At 45.8% G+C, this 17,601-nt stretch carries 16 protein-coding genes; 5 read left to right on the forward strand and 11 right to left on the reverse strand.

Features of this window, described 5'->3' with window-relative positions; all coding sequences use genetic code 11:
• Nucleotides 1–479: RCC1 repeat-containing protein (locus tag P8O70_04760; protein MDG2196189.1), on the forward strand; the 479-nt coding region annotated here is incomplete at its 5' end.
• Nucleotides 480–559: 80 nt separating this feature from the next.
• Here the strand turns inward: P8O70_04760 and P8O70_04765 are convergent.
• Nucleotides 560–1,618 carry a histidinol-phosphate transaminase gene (locus P8O70_04765; GenBank protein MDG2196190.1) on the reverse strand — a complete coding sequence of 353 codons (1,059 nt, stop codon included), beginning with the start codon at nucleotides 1,616–1,618 and terminating at the stop codon, nucleotides 560–562.
• A 114-nt stretch (nucleotides 1,619–1,732) separates the two neighbouring features.
• Here P8O70_04765 and P8O70_04770 point away from each other — a divergent pair, with 114 nt between their 5' ends.
• Genes P8O70_04770 through queF form a run of 3 tightly spaced genes read left to right on the forward strand, consistent with a single transcriptional unit; the run spans nucleotide 1,733 to nucleotide 3,886 of the window.
• A complete protein-coding gene (locus tag P8O70_04770) occupies nucleotides 1,733–2,551 on the forward strand; it encodes a hypothetical protein (protein MDG2196191.1) in 819 nt (272 codons plus the stop codon).
• A 2-nt stretch (nucleotides 2,552–2,553) separates the two neighbouring features.
• Nucleotides 2,554–3,477, forward strand: coding sequence for a peptidylprolyl isomerase (locus P8O70_04775; protein ID MDG2196192.1), 924 nt, complete (start codon nucleotides 2,554–2,556; stop codon nucleotides 3,475–3,477).
• 40 nt (nucleotides 3,478–3,517) lie between these two features.
• On the forward strand, nucleotides 3,518–3,886 hold the full coding sequence (gene queF / locus P8O70_04780) for a preQ(1) synthase (protein ID MDG2196193.1): 369 nt from the start codon (nucleotides 3,518–3,520) through the stop codon (nucleotides 3,884–3,886).
• Between the two features lie 6 nt (nucleotides 3,887–3,892).
• Here the strand turns inward: queF and P8O70_04785 are convergent, their stop codons facing one another.
• A complete protein-coding gene (locus P8O70_04785) occupies nucleotides 3,893–5,536 on the reverse strand; it encodes an acetolactate synthase large subunit (protein ID MDG2196194.1) in 1,644 nt (547 codons plus the stop codon).
• A gap of 132 nt (nucleotides 5,537–5,668) precedes the next feature.
• On the opposite strand from P8O70_04785, the gene P8O70_04790 reads away from it, so the two are divergent.
• A complete protein-coding gene (locus tag P8O70_04790) occupies nucleotides 5,669–5,980 on the forward strand; it encodes a hypothetical protein (GenBank protein MDG2196195.1) in 312 nt (103 codons plus the stop codon).
• Nucleotides 5,981–5,983: 3 nt separating this feature from the next.
• Here P8O70_04790 and P8O70_04795 read toward each other — a convergent pair whose 3' ends face one another.
• The 9 genes from P8O70_04795 to pdxA all read right to left on the reverse strand — a co-directional run bounded on the left by P8O70_04795 (nucleotide 5,984) and on the right by pdxA (nucleotide 17,600).
• On the reverse strand, nucleotides 5,984–7,114 hold the full coding sequence (locus tag P8O70_04795; protein MDG2196196.1) for a M14 family zinc carboxypeptidase: 1,131 nt from the start codon (nucleotides 7,112–7,114) through the stop codon (nucleotides 5,984–5,986).
• 6 nt (nucleotides 7,115–7,120) lie between these two features.
• The gene (locus tag P8O70_04800; GenBank protein MDG2196197.1) at nucleotides 7,121–8,443 is read right to left on the reverse strand and encodes a hypothetical protein; all 1,323 of its coding nucleotides are present in this window, start codon (nucleotides 8,441–8,443) and stop codon (nucleotides 7,121–7,123) included.
• Nucleotides 8,444–8,449: 6 nt separating this feature from the next.
• Nucleotides 8,450–9,337, reverse strand: a complete 888-nt coding sequence (locus P8O70_04805) for a protease modulator HflC (protein MDG2196198.1) — start codon at nucleotides 9,335–9,337, stop codon at nucleotides 8,450–8,452.
• Between the two features lie 110 nt (nucleotides 9,338–9,447).
• Complete coding sequence (locus P8O70_04810; protein ID MDG2196199.1) at nucleotides 9,448–10,320, reverse strand: ion transporter; 873 nt, start codon at nucleotides 10,318–10,320, stop codon at nucleotides 9,448–9,450.
• A gap of 12 nt (nucleotides 10,321–10,332) precedes the next feature.
• A complete protein-coding gene (gene mnmG, locus P8O70_04815; protein ID MDG2196200.1) occupies nucleotides 10,333–12,288 on the reverse strand; it encodes a tRNA uridine-5-carboxymethylaminomethyl(34) synthesis enzyme MnmG in 1,956 nt (651 codons plus the stop codon).
• A gap of 76 nt (nucleotides 12,289–12,364) precedes the next feature.
• On the reverse strand, nucleotides 12,365–13,213 hold the full coding sequence (locus tag P8O70_04820; GenBank protein MDG2196201.1) for a DnaJ domain-containing protein: 849 nt from the start codon (nucleotides 13,211–13,213) through the stop codon (nucleotides 12,365–12,367).
• Between the two features lie 192 nt (nucleotides 13,214–13,405).
• Nucleotides 13,406–14,362, reverse strand: a complete 957-nt coding sequence (locus P8O70_04825) for a site-specific integrase (protein ID MDG2196202.1) — start codon at nucleotides 14,360–14,362, stop codon at nucleotides 13,406–13,408.
• Nucleotides 14,362–16,533 carry an MBL fold metallo-hydrolase gene (locus tag P8O70_04830; GenBank protein MDG2196203.1) on the reverse strand — a complete coding sequence of 724 codons (2,172 nt, stop codon included), beginning with the start codon at nucleotides 16,531–16,533 and terminating at the stop codon, nucleotides 14,362–14,364. Before P8O70_04830 ends, P8O70_04825 begins: the two co-directional genes overlap by 1 nt.
• 44 nt (nucleotides 16,534–16,577) lie before the next feature.
• A complete protein-coding gene (pdxA, locus tag P8O70_04835; GenBank protein MDG2196204.1) occupies nucleotides 16,578–17,600 on the reverse strand; it encodes a 4-hydroxythreonine-4-phosphate dehydrogenase PdxA in 1,023 nt (340 codons plus the stop codon).
• Nucleotide 17,601: the final 1 nt, after the last annotated feature.

Genomic DNA, 17,601 nt, shown 5'->3' on the forward strand with positions numbered 1-17,601 from the left:
GGTTAGAGTCCGTTAAATCTATCAGCACTGGAGGCTACCACACCTGTGCAGTTCTTGATGACGGATCCGCTAGGTGTTGGGGATATAATGGTCTTGGACAATTGGGGGATGGAACTACCATCCCACGCAACTCTCCCGTTGCCGTCAGCGGGTTAGGGTCTGTTAAAACCATAAGTGCTGGAAAGAATTACACCTGCGCAGTCCTCGACAACAGTTCCGCTAGGTGTTGGGGGTCTAATTCCAATGGACAATTGGGGGATGGAACTACCACCACACGCACCGTTCCCTTTGCCGTCAGTGGGTTGGGATCGGTTAACTCCATCAGTGCTGGAGGAACTCACACTTGCGCACTACTGAACGACAAAACCGCAAAATGTTGGGGATCTAATCTCAATGGACAACTGGGGAATGGAAGCCTTGGAACCGACAATGCCACCCCAGATAACGTTCTAAATCTCAGCAATGTTCGGTTGCCCTGAGCGCTAAATTTTTGATTTTGTGGATGGATCGTTCATGCGTTTGTGGGTGAGGGTTTTTGGATCATAGCGATCCAAGAGGTTCAATTTTTCCGCAGAAAGTCCTGAAAACTTCCGAAAAACCTCTCCATGTCCCCCATCCTGCGAAGGCTCATCCGAAAGCAATTCTCCAGTGGGGGTCTCATCGCCCGCACCAGGATGCCCTGCTCTTTGAGGTAGTTGACTGCTGCTGAGGCTCCTCCCTTGGGTTCCACTAGGAGAAAGTTGGCCTCTGCTGGATACAACTTCACTCCCTCTTCCCGCAAGAAACTCTCCAATTGAGGTTTGACCTCTTGCATCAAGTGATTGACCAACTCCTGCCAAGGCTTCTGGTCCGCGAGCAGAGCTTGCGCAGCAACTACTGCGGCCATATTGACGTCATAGGGCCCGCGAATCTTCAGCAATTCATTGATGAACTCTTCCCGAGCCACCACGTAACCTAGTCGCAAGGAGGGGATTGCAAAGGCCTTCGAGAAGGTCCGGATCACAACCAGATTGCTGTACCTTTCCAGGAGTGAGAGGCAGGTCTTGCCTGTGAATTCGTAGTAGGCCTCATCGACCAACACGGCACAGTCAGGAAATTCTCGCAGTAAAGCTTCGACCTGGTTCAAAGGAGCAGAGGTGCCAGTGGGGTTGTTCGGATTGATCACCACGATGATCCGGGTCTGTGCGTTGACTGCCTGTCGAATTTTTTCATAAGGGAAGGCAAAGTCGTCTGGATAGGACACCTCAATAAAATCCGCGCCAATCGTTCCCACCGTCTGCTTGAACATCGTGAACCCGGGCATCGCCATCACCAGGTTGGTTCCCGGGTCCAACAAGCAGCGCAAGACCACGTCAATTCCCTGATCAGATCCATTGGTCACCAGTAATTGTTCAGGGGGCACACCCACGTATTTCCCAAGCTGCTCCGTGAAGGAACCATAATGGGGGTAGACATGGAGTGGGCCGTCAACTAGGTACTGCTGAAGGGCCTTGCGCACGGATGGAGGAGGTGGTTCAGGAGATTCATTGAAGTCCATCAGCAGGTATTCATCAGGATTGCGACCTTCCAAGGGAGGTTTATAGGTTCCCAGGGCAGAGATGGGAGGACGGATGCGCATTTAGATATCCTTCAAAAAATTGGGCCGGTTTGTGCTTGCGAAGAGAGACATCCTAGCATAAATTATTGAATTCCCAAGCTACTGAAAATTCTTCTCTTCCCGCTCCAACTGAACGTGAAACTCCATCGTTTTTTCCTGCTGTTTGCCTGCTTCCACTTTCTATCCGTACCTGGATTGATGGCCTACCAACCAGACTGGAAAGACGTCGTGGATCAGTTCCAGGACAAGATCAAGTGGGAGCGCGCCAGTTACGAAGCTGAGGTTCAGGTTTTTGATCCCTTTCGGCAATTGGAGGATGGGACACCACTGGAGATCCCCCATCTAGCTTACAAACAGTTGGTGCACTGGAAAAACGACGAGTACCTGACTGTAGAGACCATGAACTTAGAAGGGGTGATGCTGCACTACTTCTACGAGGTTGAAGGAACTCGGATCAACGAACACATTGCGAAAAATCGGCGCTTTGAGTGGATGGACCTGAGGCCCTACTACATTTTCTTCTTCAGCCACGATCTGGAGCATTTTCGGGCAGCGCTCAAGGAGTTGGAGATTCCTGCCAACACCCACACGATGTACCTCGCTCCCGATGGAAACGTCTACCACCGCTTTGGGCATCCAGAGCATGGGCCACATCTGTTGATGAATACTGCTGCCAACCGAATTGAGTCTATCAATTTCCCTATCAATGTTCCTGACGGTTCCACCCAGTTACTAAGCATCCGCTTCAAAAATTTTAAAGTGGTGGGCTATCGCAGCAAAAAGATCAAGTATCCAACGGTCACTGAATTCTACTTGGCAGATCGGCTTTTTCAGCGTAGGAACATCAAAAAGCTGAAAGAACTCTCCAGGCTACCCTGGCGGCGTTTAAAACAATTGGCGGAAGACTACCGACCCAAACTTTATGGCTCGATGAACCTAAACTATCGCAACTGACCATGAAAAAAATTTTTGGACTTTTTAGCTTCTGCATTCTGGGATTTTCTTCACTGAGCGCAGCCCCTTTGATCGTTGATGGCATCTACCTGATCGTCAACCAACAGGTGTTTACCTTCAGTGAGGCAGAAGAAGCCCGAAACGCCTTGCGCCAACAAATCCTGCAGGAAGGTCAAACACTAGACGAAGCAGAGATTGTCCAGCGTGTGGAGCAACGACTGATCGCAGAGTTGCTACTGCGTTCAAGGGCAAAAACACTAAAGATTGATGCCTCTGCCGATGAGGTTCAGGAACGGATCGGCCTGTTGCGGGAACAAAACCCTCAACTGAGGACAGTCAATGACAAGATTCTACAGGATCAAATTGCGGATGATTTCCGACGCCAACGATTACTTGCTCGTGAGGTGGACGCCAAGGTGCGGGTTGGCGAAGAAGAGATTGCCAAGCTTTGCAAGGTGCAAACGGTAGAATTGCGGGAGATTGAACTAGTACAGATTCTGCTCCGAGGTGAGGAAATTCCAGAAAGAATTAAGATCATCCAGGAGCAATTTGAAAAGGGGATGGCTTTCAAGGAGATGGCCAAGGCTCTGTCTGACGATCCTGCTGCCGAGAGAAACGGCGGAAGGCTGGGTCAGTTCCGCAAAGGAGAATTATTGCCAGCGATTGAGAAGGTGGCGTTCCAGCTAGAAGTTGGCCAATTGAGTGATCCACTAGAGACTGAATTTGGAACACACCTGCTGATGGTTCAATCAGAGGTGCTACCCGATGCGTTGAAATGCAACGCCTTGAACGAATCACAGCGCAAGCAGTTCGAAGAACAAGCCTTTCAGCAAGTTCGACAACAGGCGGTTGAAAAATACATTGCCGAGCTACGTGAGAAAGCGCAGATCACTGTGAATCCTTTTCCCAAGGGTTGGAATGGCTGATGTTCTTAACACCGATTACGCCGAAGGACTCGTCTTGCCAATGGAGGATGAGTCAAAGATTCGTCAGGATTGGTTGGAGACCTTTCGCTACGAGGGACCACGACAGCGAGTCTGCTATGAACTAAAGGAATTTGCAGCTGTCTGCCCTTTTTCTGGCCTACCGGACACTGGGATTGTGTGGGTGGAATACATCCCTAAAACAAAACTCGTTGAGCTGAAATCGCTGAAATACTACTTCATCAGCTTTCGCAACGTAGGGATCTTTCAGGAAGCAGTGACTGCCAGAATTTTTGAGGATCTTTGGAAGTTGCTGGATCCGGAGTGGCTGCAGATCAGAACGAACTACGCCACTCGCGGAGGAATTGACACAACCTGTACTGTCGATTCAAAGGATCAGGATTCAGCTTGAAATGGATTAGAGCTTGGCACTGAGTTCCTTGATTTCTTGGTTGAGGATTTGGTCGTTTTCGCTGTAGTCCATTGGTGCTTCCACTAGATGAACTCCACCTGCCTGATAGCATTGCTCCAATAGTGGAGCCAACGCCTCGGCACTTGCCACCCGGTGTCCATGGGCACCATAACTCTCTGCATACTTGACGAAATCTGGATTGCCGAAGTCCAGGCCCCAATTTGGGAAGCCCATGTTCGATTGCTTCCACTTGATCATCCCGTAAGCATTATCCCTCAGAATTAGGACAATCAGATTCAGCTTCAAGCGAACTGCTGTTTCCATCTCAGCAGAGTTCATGAGGAATCCTCCATCCCCACAAATCGCCATCACTCTTCTTTCAGGAAAGACAATCTGTGCTGCCAACGCGGATGGCAAGCCGGCTCCCATCGTCGCCAAAGCGTTATCAAGCAATACCGTATTTGGCAGGTGCGCTCGGTAGTTGCGAGCAAACCAGATTTTGTAGACTCCGTTATCCAAAGCAATAATCCCATCATCGGGCATCACCTTGCGAATATCAGCAACTAGACGCTGCGGGTAGATCGGGAAGCGTGGATCAACGGCTCCTTCCAACAAATGAGCCTCAACTCTTTCTCGAATTTGTAGGAAGTAGTTGAAGTCCCAGTGCTCCTGTGCAGTCAAGGCTTGCTTGATCTGCCAGACGCTATTAGCAATATCCCCCACTACCTCCACTTGAGGGAAGTAAACAGGATCCACTTCCGCCGTTCGGAAGTTGACATGAATGACCGTGCGGCCATCGTCAACGTGCATGAAGAAAGGTGGCTTCTCCACCACATCATGCCCCACATTGAGAATCAGGTCAGAATGCGCAATCGCTCGATGCAGGAAATCACCATCTGAGAGCGCAGCGTTCCCCAAAAAGAGCGGGTCTCGTTCATCCAGAACACCTTTGCCCATCTGTGTGCTGAAGAAGGGAATTTGAAACTCATCAACAAAATCACGGAGCATTTTAGCAGTTTGCTTGCGGTTCGCCCCAGCACCGATCAACAGAAGTGGGTGTTTGGCCTTCTGTAGCGCTTCTACGGCTTGGTGAATTGATTTCTGCTCAGCAATCGGTCTGCGGACGTGTCTTTTGGGTAAAAGATCTGCATCTGTCTCATCTCGGGCGATGTCTTCTGGGAGCTCAAGGTGAGTTGCTCCAGGACGTTCTTCCTCTGCTAGACGAAAGGCCTCATGAACACGTGAAGGGATATTATCTCCTCCGACAATCTGCTGAGTGTACTTCGTCAGAGGCTTCATCATCTCAACTACGTCGACGATCTGAAACTTTCCCTGTTTACTGGTCTTGATTGGCTTCTGGCCCGTGATCATAAGCATGGGCAGCGCACCCAATTGGCCATACGCAGCCGCAGTCACAAAATTAGTTGCACCTGGACCAAGGGTTGACAGACATACGCCAGCTCTTCCAGTCAAGCGGCCATAGGTGGCTGCCATGAATCCAGCAGCCTGTTCATGCCGCGTAAGGATCAAACGAATTTTGGAGTTCCTCAAGGAGTCCAGGAAATCCAGGTTTTCCTCTCCAGGAATCCCGAAAATATATTCCACACCCTCTGCTTCAAGAGCCTTGACGAATAAATCAGATGCTTTCATAGTGACTATCCTGTAACATTCAACGTTAAATCAGCCAGCTTTAGCATGGCAATTGCGCTAACTTAAGGGATGGGCAAAGAAAGTAAAGTTTTTACCAGAGTTTACCAACCTTGATCTAATAAAAGAACTTTCATGAGCGAAGCAGAAAACGATGGGAAACAGGGCGTCTATGTCTACGCCAATTTGATCGATACGAACAAGGACGGAAAGATTGATATGATCTCTTTCGTAGACCCGAATGGTAGAGCGGTCGCTTTGGCTGTTGATAATGATCACACTGGCTTGGCCAACAACATCCATGTTTTTCAGGATGTTACTGGAGACGGTAAACTTGATGGGGAGGATGTTCGATTAATTCGCAAGCTAACCCATGAACTCTACCGGCGTACAGACTTGGTTGAAGGCCAACTGGAATTGTTTGTGGAAGAAGCGGCTTATGGCTAAGCCTTATAGCAACTGATCTTTGTCTTGTTCATTGTTCAGTGCCGTTGGCTGCGTGCTTAGGTTGGTATTGAACAGTTCCAGCATTGCTGATTTGAAGCGTTCGAATTCCTTGGCGGCTTGACTACCCGGCTTATCTGGAAATTCCAATGTGTAGATCGGAATTTTCCACTCATCCCCAAATCTCCCCAGACTCCCTGGAAAAGTCCGATAGTCACGGAAACGTGTCCCACTTTGCTCTGCAAAACTCTGTGCCTGAAACCAAGCACGTTTCCGGACGGCCAGTAATTCTTCATCACCTTCTCGCTTGTCCATGTAATCCAGATCTATGAAATCCAACGGAGAATGAAGGGAAATGATCTTATCCGGTTTGTATTTCAGGATTATGCTGACAAGAAATTGATTTTCTTTCTCCGAACCAGCTGTTTTACCTGGATTATAGCGTGGATTTTTTTGATATGACCATTTCCACTGTCTGTGAGCTAGGCTTGCCCAGTCTTTAGTTGGCAGATTGCGATTCAAATCTACCCCATTTGCATTTGTTCGTGATCTGGGTTGACTAAAAAATCCATCTGGATTGAGCAGTGGTATCAAAACAAGCCGCTGCCGAATCAATTCTTGGTTTGAACGCAGCAACTCCATGAAGCGGAAACAGTGGTAAGCCGTATCTTCATCAGAATGGACAGAACACATTAACAAAGTTGTGTGAGTAGAGCTTTCGTCCCCAAAAACTTTGTAGATTAGCGGTTGCCCTTTTTCTGAATGCCAAGTGGACTGCCAATCGTCCGGGTTGCATCGTAGATCCTTCCAGCCCAGTTTTTTGAACTCTTTATCTACTTTTGAACAGAACTGACTAATAGAAACATTTGTTCCTGCTGTAGTCTGTAAAGCTGGCCTGGCATAATCCAATGAAATCCAGCCAAACTTTCCTAACTCATATTCAATCTTGGCCCATTCCTCTTTTTCTTGAGTAACCTCAAACTGTTGACCCTCATACACTTTTCCGAGCTTTTTACCCCATACCCCATCACGCACATTCAGTCGATCAGCTGTAATAACAATTTGTTCTGATGCAAGGACTCCATTGAGGGCACTTGAGATCAAAAAAATGATCAAAAATTTTAGTGTTTTTTGCACAACAGCTTATCCGTTTTGCAGGTTATTCGTGCAAGGATCCAAAGAGAGGAGGGGCAGCACCTCGCCCAATAGATGAAAAGAACCAGTTATGACCCAGGGCATCATCCTAGTCTCTGAGGCCCATCGCAAGGCATTCTGGCTACTGTTCAACAATTTGAAAGAGTTTCTAGGCAGTTCAAGATATTGAAGAATTTCAACAGGATCTGCAGCTCTCGTGAAACTATATTGGACTAGTCCAACCTGTTGAGCATGTTGGGCAAGTTTCTGAAAAGAATCACGAGCTTCAACCGTCATCTTGTCTTTTGCAATTCCTAACAAGAGGCCGTAGCAGGAAATTTGCCACTCTGAGAGCGTGGTGATTAATGAATCAATGGCATCAACATTATGTGCCCCATCGAGAATCAATTCCGAAAAAACCTGTCCTGAACTTTTATTCTGCAGTTTGACGTTAAAATGCCGACTTTTGCGACCAATCAGAGGAAATTTTGAAGCTAATTCTAATCGTTCTTTTCTCTGATTTGGCGACTTGGCAGGTAGCAAAATTTCCAGAGCTGTTAGTGCCAGTTCTTTGGAAACATCTGAGATTTTAGCTTCTCTACAGGCTGCTAAGCGTTGCCCACTTTGATCAATCAGTTGATAATTTTTTCCCTCAATCCAATGGGTGGGTATCTCTTGCAAATAGGTTTGCTTCTCCAGCCATTCCTTAACTACCTTTGTTTGTAGAGACACCAAAAGTGGTACACCTTTTCGAGCAATACCAAGTTTTTCAGATGCAATTTTAAGGATGCTATCACCAAGAATATTTTGGTGATCCAGACCAATTCTTGTAAGAATTGCGAGTTCTTTCGGAGTTACATTGGTCGAGTCTGCCTGCCCTCCCAATCCAGTTTCTAAAACTACCCAATCACATTGAGCCCTTGCAAATACTTTAAGGGCAATTGCCGTTACTAGATCAAAGAAAGAAATCTGCGGGCATTGAGGATTTCTGGAGATTTCCAAAGTCCACGCTGCAACATCCACAAATTGTTGAATACCAGCACACTGACCATCAATTTGAATACGCTCTCGAAGATCAACCAAATGAGGGGAGGTGTAGCACCCAGTCCTGAAACCATCCTGTTTCAGTAGAGCGGCAAGAAGGAATGCGGTAGAGCCCTTGCCGTTGGTGCCTGCGATGTGGACAATTTTGGGAGAATTTTCTGGATTACCGAGTTGATTCAGCAGGAAGCGAACACCCTCCAGCTTAGTAAGATCTCTAGGCCGGGCAGAGCGCTCGTAGTTGGATTCGTCCTCCAATTGCTGGAGAATCTTACCGTAACGGGTGAGCAACCTTGATCACTCGATTTGTTTTCGACTAGTTTGAGGTTCTTCTTCCTTTAGGAATCTGAAAAATGGCTGATCAGAACTGAGTAACAAGGTTGTGTCCTCACGAAGAGAATGACGGTAAGCATCATGAGATCGTTGGAACTCAAAAAATTCAGAGTCTAATTGGTAAGCACTAGCGTAGATCTCAGTTGCGGACGCATCGGCTGTACCCTTCAATTCCTCTGCAATCTTATTTGCTTCTGCTAGAATCTTTATTCGGTCTCGATCAGCTGCTGAGCGAATTTCCAATGACCGCTCTTCGCCTTCCGAACGATACAATTTTGCCTGTCTTCTACGCTCTGCTTCCATGCGTCCATATACTGCCAAGCTGTTCGCCTCAGGTAAATCTGCTCGTTTGATTCTCACATCTGCGACCTCAATCCCAAAACTTTCAGCAGCCTTACGAGAGTTAGTAGTTATTGTCTCTCGGATATCTCTACGGTTACCGGACACAATTTCCACAAGAGTGTGCTTACCTAGTATCTCCCTTGTTTGAGAGTAAATGATATCGTCCAACCTTGATTGAGCACCAGCAAGACTGCGGACAGTCTCGTAGAACTTTAATGGGTCTGAGACTTTCCATTTTGAATATGCGTCCACAATCATTTCTTTCTTGTCTTCTGTGAAAACAGACCCTGGATCAGAATCATTTGATAACAGTCGGTTATCCACATAAAAAACTTTTGTAAGAAAAGGCATTTTGAATTTTAACCCAGGCTCCATGTGGACTGTAACCGGATCTCCCAAGCGAATTTCCACCGCAAATTGAGTTCGATCTACAATAAAGGTCGATAAATAAACAATACCAACAATGACTGCGCCGGCAATGAGGAGCAAATTAGTTGAAAATGATCTCATATTGATTCTCTCTGCTGATTGATATTAAGTTGAAAATTAAATTTCTTAATAATCATTTTCCAGATCTGCTCCCCGGCAGTCAAGCAAAAGCCGGAATTCTTTTTTTGTTTCTAGGCCTTTAGAGGATCCTCTGTAACCTCTAATTCCAGACTTTCTCCACAATACTTGCAGAAATCAGCATCCATATCATGTCCATCATGACCACAAGAGTGGCAAGACCTTGTCAACTTTTGGTCTTGCCTACGCTGCATGGCCGATAATTGTACCGTAACGATCCCTGTGGGTACAGCTAACATGCTATAGCTCAAGATCATCACAATAGCAGCGACGAATTGTCCAAATCCTGTCTGGGGGGCTATATCACCGTAGCCCACTGTTGAAAGGGTCACTATTGCCCAGTAGATACTGCGAGGAATACTCGTAAAACCAGCTTCCTCTCCCTCTACAACATACATCAAGGCGCCGAGGAAAGTCACAGCAATCAGGATGGAAAATAGAAAAGCCATGATTCGAGCCTGGCTAGCTTGCAGTGCCTTCAACAACATTGTCCATTCGCGCAGGTAGTCCAGAAACTCGAAAATACGTAAAATTCGAATGATTCTGAACACTCGAATGACCAGCAGGTATTGGAAACCTGGAAATAAAATACTGATCAACCCTGGGAGGACAGCGAGAAGATCAGTGAGGCCAAAAAAACTGAGTGCATAGCGCCAAGGACGTAGCGTAGCAACTAACCGCAGGACATATTCAATCGCAAAGACAATCGTGAATAACCATTCGAGACTATGCAGAAGCTCACCATACTCCATACGAACGGCTGCAATACTATCCAACATGACTGTGGCCACGCTAACCGTGATCAAGATCATCAGAATGATATCAAAGATTTTTCCGGCCCTCGTTTCAGCTTCAAAAATCAAGTTATGGAGGCTTGCACGCCAGGGTGTGGTAGGAACCGTTGAGACTTTTTTTCTGCTTCTCATCCTAAGCGGCCGTCAACTCACACGTTGGAGTGAAGAGTCTTTGGTAATATGAGTCTTGAGATAAACTCGGATCACCGTCAGAGCTGCAGGCGTGACCCCACTGATACGGCTTGCTTGTCCAAGGGTAGCCGGTTGATGCTTGATCAAAAGTTCTTGGACTTCTTTTGAGAGGCCAGGAATATTTTTCATATCCAATTCATTAGGGATCTGGATACGATCCATTTCTCGCATTTGTCGAAGTTCTTGTTCTTGGCGCTTCAAGTAACCTTCGTACTTGATCTGGATTTCGACCTGTTCACGAACTTCTTCTGGGAATTCCTCCCAGGCCACCTTACTAGTTATAAATGCTTGCTCAGAGAGCACTTGAATACCCTGGCCTGGTCGACGTATCAGTTCCGCTAAACTACTCGCCTGTTTTAACTCAGCCTGATTCATTTGTTTCAGTGCCTCCTGGGTTTCCTTAACCGGAGTGATTTTTGTCTGTTCTAAAGACTTCTTAAGAGCAAATATTTTACGTTGTTTATTCAGGAATTGCTTATAGCACTCATCAACTAATAGTCCGAGTTGATGCCCTTTCTCACACAGCCGAAGATCAGCATTATCCTCTCTCAAGTGGAGACGATATTCTGCTCTTGAGGTAAACATCCTATATGGTTCAGTTACTCCTTTAGTGATCAAATCATCAATCAAAACCCCCATGTAGGCTTCATCTCTTTGCAGTACAAAAGGCTCTTTCCTCTTGACTTTCAGTGCGGCATTCACCCCAGCCAAAAGACCTTGTGCAGCCGCCTCCTCGTAGCCAGTAGTCCCATTGATTTGACCAGCTAGAAAAAGGCCAGGTACTTTTTTCAGCTCAAGGGTAGCTCTAAGTTCTGTTGGTTGTACAAAATCATATTCGATCGCATAGCCCGCCTGTAGCATCTCAACATTTTCAAGCCCAGGAATTGTCCGATAGAATTCTTGCTGTACCTCTTCAGGAAGGCTTGTGGAGAGACCATTTGGATAGATTTCAAAATTATCTGATCTGACTCCGGTTGGTTCTAGAAAGACTTGATGTCTGTCTTTCTGAGCGAACTTGACAATCTTATCTTCAATTGACGGACAATATCTTGGCCCGATTCCCTTAATCGCTCCTCCGTAGAGGGCAGAGAGATGAAGATTATCTCTGATAATTTGATGGGTTGCTTCGTTGGTATAAACAATGTGGCAAGGTACTTGGGGTAAGGGTGTTCCTGTTCCCCAAAAGGAGAACTTCCGGATTGGATCATCTCCCAGCTGCTCTGGAATACCACCCCAGTTGATGGTCCTTTTATCCAAACGAGCTGGTGTGCCTGTCTTCAGGCGGCCCAATTCAAGTTGACAATCTGCCAACGCAAAAGACAGTTGCACGGAGGGTGGTTCATTGATTCTGCCAGCCTGGATCCTGTTTTCGCCTCGATGGATCAAACCATTCAGGAAAGTTCCTGTTGTGATGACAACAGAACCTGCCAGAAATTCTCCCACATTTGTACGAACCCCCTGAAGGATGCGATTCTCAATGACAAGTTCATGCACCATCGCTTCAACGATCCAGAGATTGGGCTCTTTCTTCAGGATCATCTGCATTAAACTTTTGTACTCATACATTTCTGATTGACAGCGAGTTCCACGAGTTGCTGGACCTCGTGAGCCGTTCAAAACTCGAAACTGAATTCCTGACTGGTCTGCAACTTTTCCCATCTCCCCACCAAGGGCATCAATTTCCTTGACCAGATGCCCTTTACCAATTCCGCCAATAGCTGGGTTACAAGACATTTGGGCAATCTTTTCAGGATCGATGGTCAACAGGATCGTCTTGCAGCCGAGCCTTGCCGAAGCTAGTGCTGCCTCACAGCCCGCGTGCCCACCACCAATCACAATGACTTCTGCGCTTTGTGAAGTAGACATAATTGTAGTCTCAGTGGGATTTCTACAAAAAAAATTAAATATTCTGAAAATTATCAGGATTTTTCAGGAAGATCCAGCCAAGTGAGCCTTAACTGGACACAGATGAAGTGAAGGAGTGTTAACTGCGGGATGTACTGTTCAGAACGGAACGTAGTTCATGGGATTGAACGTAGTTCAACTGCCTCAGAATCTGGCCTAATAATAGAGGAAACTTCTTCTGTAAAACGAGTGCTATTTGCAATTGTTCTTGGCTCAGAAGCCCCCTCTGGCAAAGTTGATCACCCAACTGTGAATATTGAGTGATCAGCAAAAGATCTGGATCAAAAACTCTCTTGGTTCTCTCCCAGAGGCTCAAGTGTGCCATCCGCAGTTTAAACAAAATTTTACCACGTAATGATGCATCAATCTTCTCAAGTTGTTGAATTGCTATAGCTGCAGTTTCCAGGTCACCCTCGCAAGCAACAGCTAGGAGGATTGGGACAACTTTTTTATGTGGACCGGTATGCATCGCTGACAGAATTGCCTTACGAAGGCTAGGCATGACTGGCTGTTTTGCAATGGCCAATAGTTCTCTGGTAAGCGATGTTTCTTTCTTAAGAAACAGTGCTACCGCTGCCACTTGTCTAACGTGAGAATTATCTGATTCACAAAGCAACTGTTGGAGAGCTGGCACACCCAATTCCAGAGTTTGAGGATCAATCGGTTGTTCTCCATCCAGAAACTGATTTTTCTTTCGCAATGACGAGTGCTGATGTTTAGTATCCCTCTCTCGTGGTGACTGATCAACGATTGCACGAAGTTCTTTGTAAGCTTCGGTGACAGCATGGAACTTAAGAGAATTCGCTGCTCCAAACCCTGAATCTGGGTGGTAACGCATGACAGCTTGTCGGTAGGCCTGTTTCAGTTCCTGAAGTGTGACATCAGGTCTGACACCAAGTTCTGCATAGGGGCTAAAAGTATGGTTCATTCAATTCCATTTAAGGAGGTTACTCCATGTGATCCTCATTTCTTAAATGGACCTGCTGCAAAGAGCATGCACTCCATGGAATTACCGTCACCATGACTTTAAGCAACCCCTTAGGTTACTAATTTCTATTATCAATTCATGAATAAAAATTTTTGAGAACCAACCTGATTCGGTTCCCTCAGGCTACTCTCTCTAAAGAGCTGGAAGGGTATCGGTAGGATTTTTTTCGAGCAGTTGCTGATCGTGAAAGTAACGAACAGTTGTATTTGCTGAGGCGTGCCGAGCGTATGCTTGAACCTTCTGGAGAGGCTCTCCCATTTCAAGTGCAAGTGTGATTGCGGTATGTCGAAGATAGTGTGTGGAAATATTCAAGCCAATCGCATGTCCAAGGCGTCGTACAGCTTCATTTATTGCCTTGCCAGTCATTTGGTTGCCCATACTACGCTGCCCTAAGGAGGGGAACACCCAAGGTGTATTCAAACCAGCTAACTGTAAAGCACCTCTCCAGGCAATCAATTCTTGATAAAGCTCTTCTCTGATTTTTAGTTTTTGTGGGACACCGCTCTTCGTTTCCTCAAGAATAGCTATCCAAAAACGACCGTCCTGACGGATATTTCCCCAGTTTAGTAGAGAGGCTTCACTTCTTCGTGCTGCAGTGAAATATAGAAATTTCAACAACACCTTATTCCTGTGACGCAGTAAAGTCTCCACTCGCTCGTCGTAGGCTATGTTCTCATTAGCATCAAGCATTTGCTGAAGCTGATTGACTCGCAGAGCCCCCTTATTACTAAGTTGCGAGACCTTCTCGTTGCGGATCAGGGACGATTTAAAGGGGTTTTGTTGAAGATATCCACACTCAGTAAGGACACGACAAATCTTCTTTAGAGCACTCATCGCTTGGTTGATGCTTGCGGATTTTTTTCCGCTCAACCTGAGAAACTCCTTGTATTCAAGCATTCTGAGGCTATCGAGGCTTTCCAAATCTTGAGCGGAATGTAGACCGGCCCATTTCTGAAAGTCTTTTAGAGAACGCTCATAAGCCCGCCGAGTATTCTGGGCATAATTGCCAAAAACCAATTCCAATGCTCTCTGAGCCGGCAGGCTCCGAGGAAGATTTTGGGGCAAATTAACGGGTATGGTGTCTGCCATCAAATCAACTGAAAATGATAATCTTGGTAAGCCCTTTGAAGGAACCATCGCACGCCAGGTGCTTGCAACAAATTTTCTGCGGGAAAACACAACACTTGGCATTTTTTTATGGTTTGTTCCTTCCAAGTGAAGGGCTTACCCAAGACATTTGATAATCCAAGCAATGATTTCTCAGTAACTTTCAGTGTTTTATTGCTTGCCAAGAATTGAATTTCTCCAGCTTCAAGAAAGCCCAAAGTGTTTTCTGGAAGGAGAACTGGCTGATTTTTTTTAAGATTGATTCGGTCAGACTTTTTGAGAAGTGAGATCAGTTGATCATCACTTAGACCATACTGAAGCATAGGGAGAGTTCTGAAATGGTCATAGTCTTTGAATAATGAAATTCTCTTCTTCAACAATTTATGCTTCTTTAGCAACTCCCGATATGAATTGAGGGAGATTGGCAGAATACGAACAGGTCCAACTGAAACCATTTCTGATACTTGCAAATCTGCCAATGCGATTGCCTCCCCAAGCAACGTTCCTGCGGGGTGGAGTAATCCATTTAGCTCAACCCGCCCCGTTAGAAGAAGAGGTATGTATCCAGATTTACGGGCACGAGTAAGGATTTGTTGCCCCCTCGGAATTTCTTCAGTCTGTTTGGTGACCAGTTCTCTTAACTCCTCTTTCTTCAATGATGGTAACCGTTGTTGTAACCACTGAAGGGCTTTATCCTGAAAGAATTTTTCATGATCTAATGGCACCCTCAGATCCGAAGTTCCAAATTCGGCCGTATAAGCTGAAGTCAATTGATCTTCTGCAAAAGGTATTGATGAGTGGGCTAAAATCAATTTTCCAGAGGGATCGTTGGCAAAGTCAACTACTTCGCCATGAATCATTCCACCCCCAGCATCAATCTTTTTGACATCACTCTGTTCAAGGTAGCTTTGGAGTGTCTTATCAAAAAAATCTTCACTGATGTGATACTTTGCTTCGGGATTTTTCATCCTTCCCAAGACAGCGCTGGAAACGATATCTGCGAGGTGTCCAAAAATCTTCTTCTCACCACCTTCTTGATACCTAAAATAATAAATGTTTGTTTCAACAGGATGTGGTGAAAAACGTGGTTGGACCTGAACTGATCTTGTTACGTTTGTCCATTTATCAAACTTTAGATCTACGATTTCAAAAAAATTTTCGATTTCTTCAGCAGGAAGGGAAATTAGATCTGAAAGCTTTTGGAAGGTGGATTTTCTTACAAGTGAGGATGCAAGATATTTTATCTTACTTCCTCCCTGGATCAAGTAGGGTAGCCCTGCAAAGTGATCATCATGAGCATGAGTTTGAAAAATTCCAGCCACTTCACTCAGATCAATTCCTAAAACTTCAAGCGTATAGTGAATATTTGGACCCGCATCAACCAGATAAGGTTCTCCCTCAATCATCAAAATGCTAGCCATACACGGGCGAAAGCAGTCCCAACCATCCCCTTCTCCTGTATGCCACACAGAGAATTTATCTCTTGGTAGCAGTTGATCTGGCAATTTATAGGGGGTAGGATAGGTTTCTCCCTCCTTGAGAGTCAAATCAACATCAATGCATTCAGAACCCATCTTGAATTGATACTGGCTCGCCCCTATACGACTAACCAGTAGATCTCCCCTGAGGCTTTGCCAACTAGAATCTTCAATGACACATGTAGCCAATAAAGCATCAGGTGGTTGAATTCTGCCAAAGGCAAATTGCATCTTCATGGCCATCATCTCAGCAGTGTCCTCAAGGCTGACGCCACAATCAATCAACTCTTCAGGAGTGGTCAGACCATAGTTTCCCCGGTAAATGTATTGGAGTTGGGACTGAACTGCGTTCGCATTCCCTATGAGAATTGGTCTTTCACCCTTGTTGTTTGGGTGATTCGGAATGATTTGACCTTGCTTGTAAAACATCTGAAGAACTGGAAATTCTGCCATGTTTGCCGGCAAACCATTTTGCAGAAAATCATCGGCAAGCAAAATGGCATTGGGGCCTGTTTCAAAGGTAGCCCCATTTTCCGTAACCAAGCTGATTTTTCCCTTGCTGGTTAGATGCTTAACCGCATCAGCTGGACATCCACAAAGGATACGTAAGTTAACTTTGGGTATTTCCAGCCATGAGATGCCTGGTGCCAATATTTCGTAGATGAGTTCAGCCAAGATTGAAACTCTGGTTTGTTATCGCGAATACTCTCTTAATAAGACTACTGCAAGAACGGTGCGTTCCCATTCGGATAGGAGTTAGTAACGAAACTTATCGCTAATTCGATCGCAGCTTCCATGGAACCAGAATCTGCTTTGAATTGGGGGGCTCGATCGAAAGCTGTCCCATGATCAACTGATGTGCGTATTAATGGTAATCCTAAAGTTACGTTGACTCCTTTTTCAAAACCAAGAAGTTTAAGAGCGATATGTGATTGGTCATGATAAAGAGCAATTACCGCGTCGAATTCACCCTGCCGATGCCTTAAAAAAACCGTATCTGGTGAAATGGGACCAATACAATTTATGCCAGCGTCTTTCATCAAGTTCAATGCTGGCAGAAGTATTTCTTCCTCTTCATCACCGAAAAGACCTTCCTCCCCAGCATGAGGATTCAAGCCTGGTAATGCGAGTCTTGGATTTTCAATACCCATTCTGATGAGGGCATCATGAGTCACTTGAGCAACTTCAAGGATTCGCTTCGGTTGAAGCTGCTCAATTGCATTACGTAAGGAAACATGGGTACTGACGTGTACTGCTCTCAGCCCCTTAACAGTAAGCATCATGAAAGGGGGGTCACCGTTGCTCAGTGCCGAGAGTATTTCTGTGTGTCCTGGAAAATGATGACCAGCCATGTGCAGGGCTGTTTTGCTCAATGGGGCAGTGGTAATTGCATCAATCTGTTTTGTGAGCGCTGCCTCAATTGCCACTTTCAAAAATTGAAAAGATGACTCTCCCCCCCAGCCACTGGCTTGCCCAAGCTGCCAGTGCCTTCCTGAATGAACTTTCAAATCCACAATACAAGGCCCACTGGTTAATTCAGCCAAATTCTCACATATTCTTAGCTGCAGGTTTGAACCAAGCTTTTTAATAACCTGTTCAAGAACCCAGGCATCCCCAAAAATGACTGGATGCCAATCCAAACATGAATTGAGTTTCGTAAGTGCCTTAACTATGATTTCAGGGCCAATCCCATTAGGATCTCCCATCGTCAGACCAATGATTGGTTTTCTTTTTTCGAGCATA

The organism is SAR324 cluster bacterium (assembly GCA_029245725.1).
Classification (GTDB): Bacteria; SAR324; SAR324; order SAR324; family NAC60-12; genus JCVI-SCAAA005.

What these genes read in the sequence shown, in the direction of transcription:
- P8O70_04765 (MDG2196190.1), bottom strand. Translation starts at nt 1,618, where the DNA reads ATGCGCATCCGTCCTCCCATCTCTGCCCTGGGAACCTATAAACCTCCC.
- P8O70_04775 (MDG2196192.1), top strand. Translation starts at nt 2,554, where the DNA reads ATGAAAAAAATTTTTGGACTTTTTAGCTTCTGCATTCTGGGATTTTCT.
- queF (MDG2196193.1), top strand. Translation starts at nt 3,518, where the DNA reads ATGGAGGATGAGTCAAAGATTCGTCAGGATTGGTTGGAGACCTTTCGC.
- P8O70_04785 (MDG2196194.1), bottom strand. Translation starts at nt 5,536, where the DNA reads ATGAAAGCATCTGATTTATTCGTCAAGGCTCTTGAAGCAGAGGGTGTG.
- P8O70_04790 (MDG2196195.1), top strand. Translation starts at nt 5,669, where the DNA reads ATGAGCGAAGCAGAAAACGATGGGAAACAGGGCGTCTATGTCTACGCC.
- P8O70_04805 (MDG2196198.1), bottom strand. Translation starts at nt 9,337, where the DNA reads ATGAGATCATTTTCAACTAATTTGCTCCTCATTGCCGGCGCAGTCATT.
- P8O70_04810 (MDG2196199.1), bottom strand. Translation starts at nt 10,320, where the DNA reads ATGAGAAGCAGAAAAAAAGTCTCAACGGTTCCTACCACACCCTGGCGT.
- P8O70_04820 (MDG2196201.1), bottom strand. Translation starts at nt 13,213, where the DNA reads ATGAACCATACTTTTAGCCCCTATGCAGAACTTGGTGTCAGACCTGAT.
- P8O70_04825 (MDG2196202.1), bottom strand. Translation starts at nt 14,362, where the DNA reads ATGGCAGACACCATACCCGTTAATTTGCCCCAAAATCTTCCTCGGAGC.
- pdxA (MDG2196204.1), bottom strand. Translation starts at nt 17,600, where the DNA reads ATGCTCGAAAAAAGAAAACCAATCATTGGTCTGACGATGGGAGATCCT.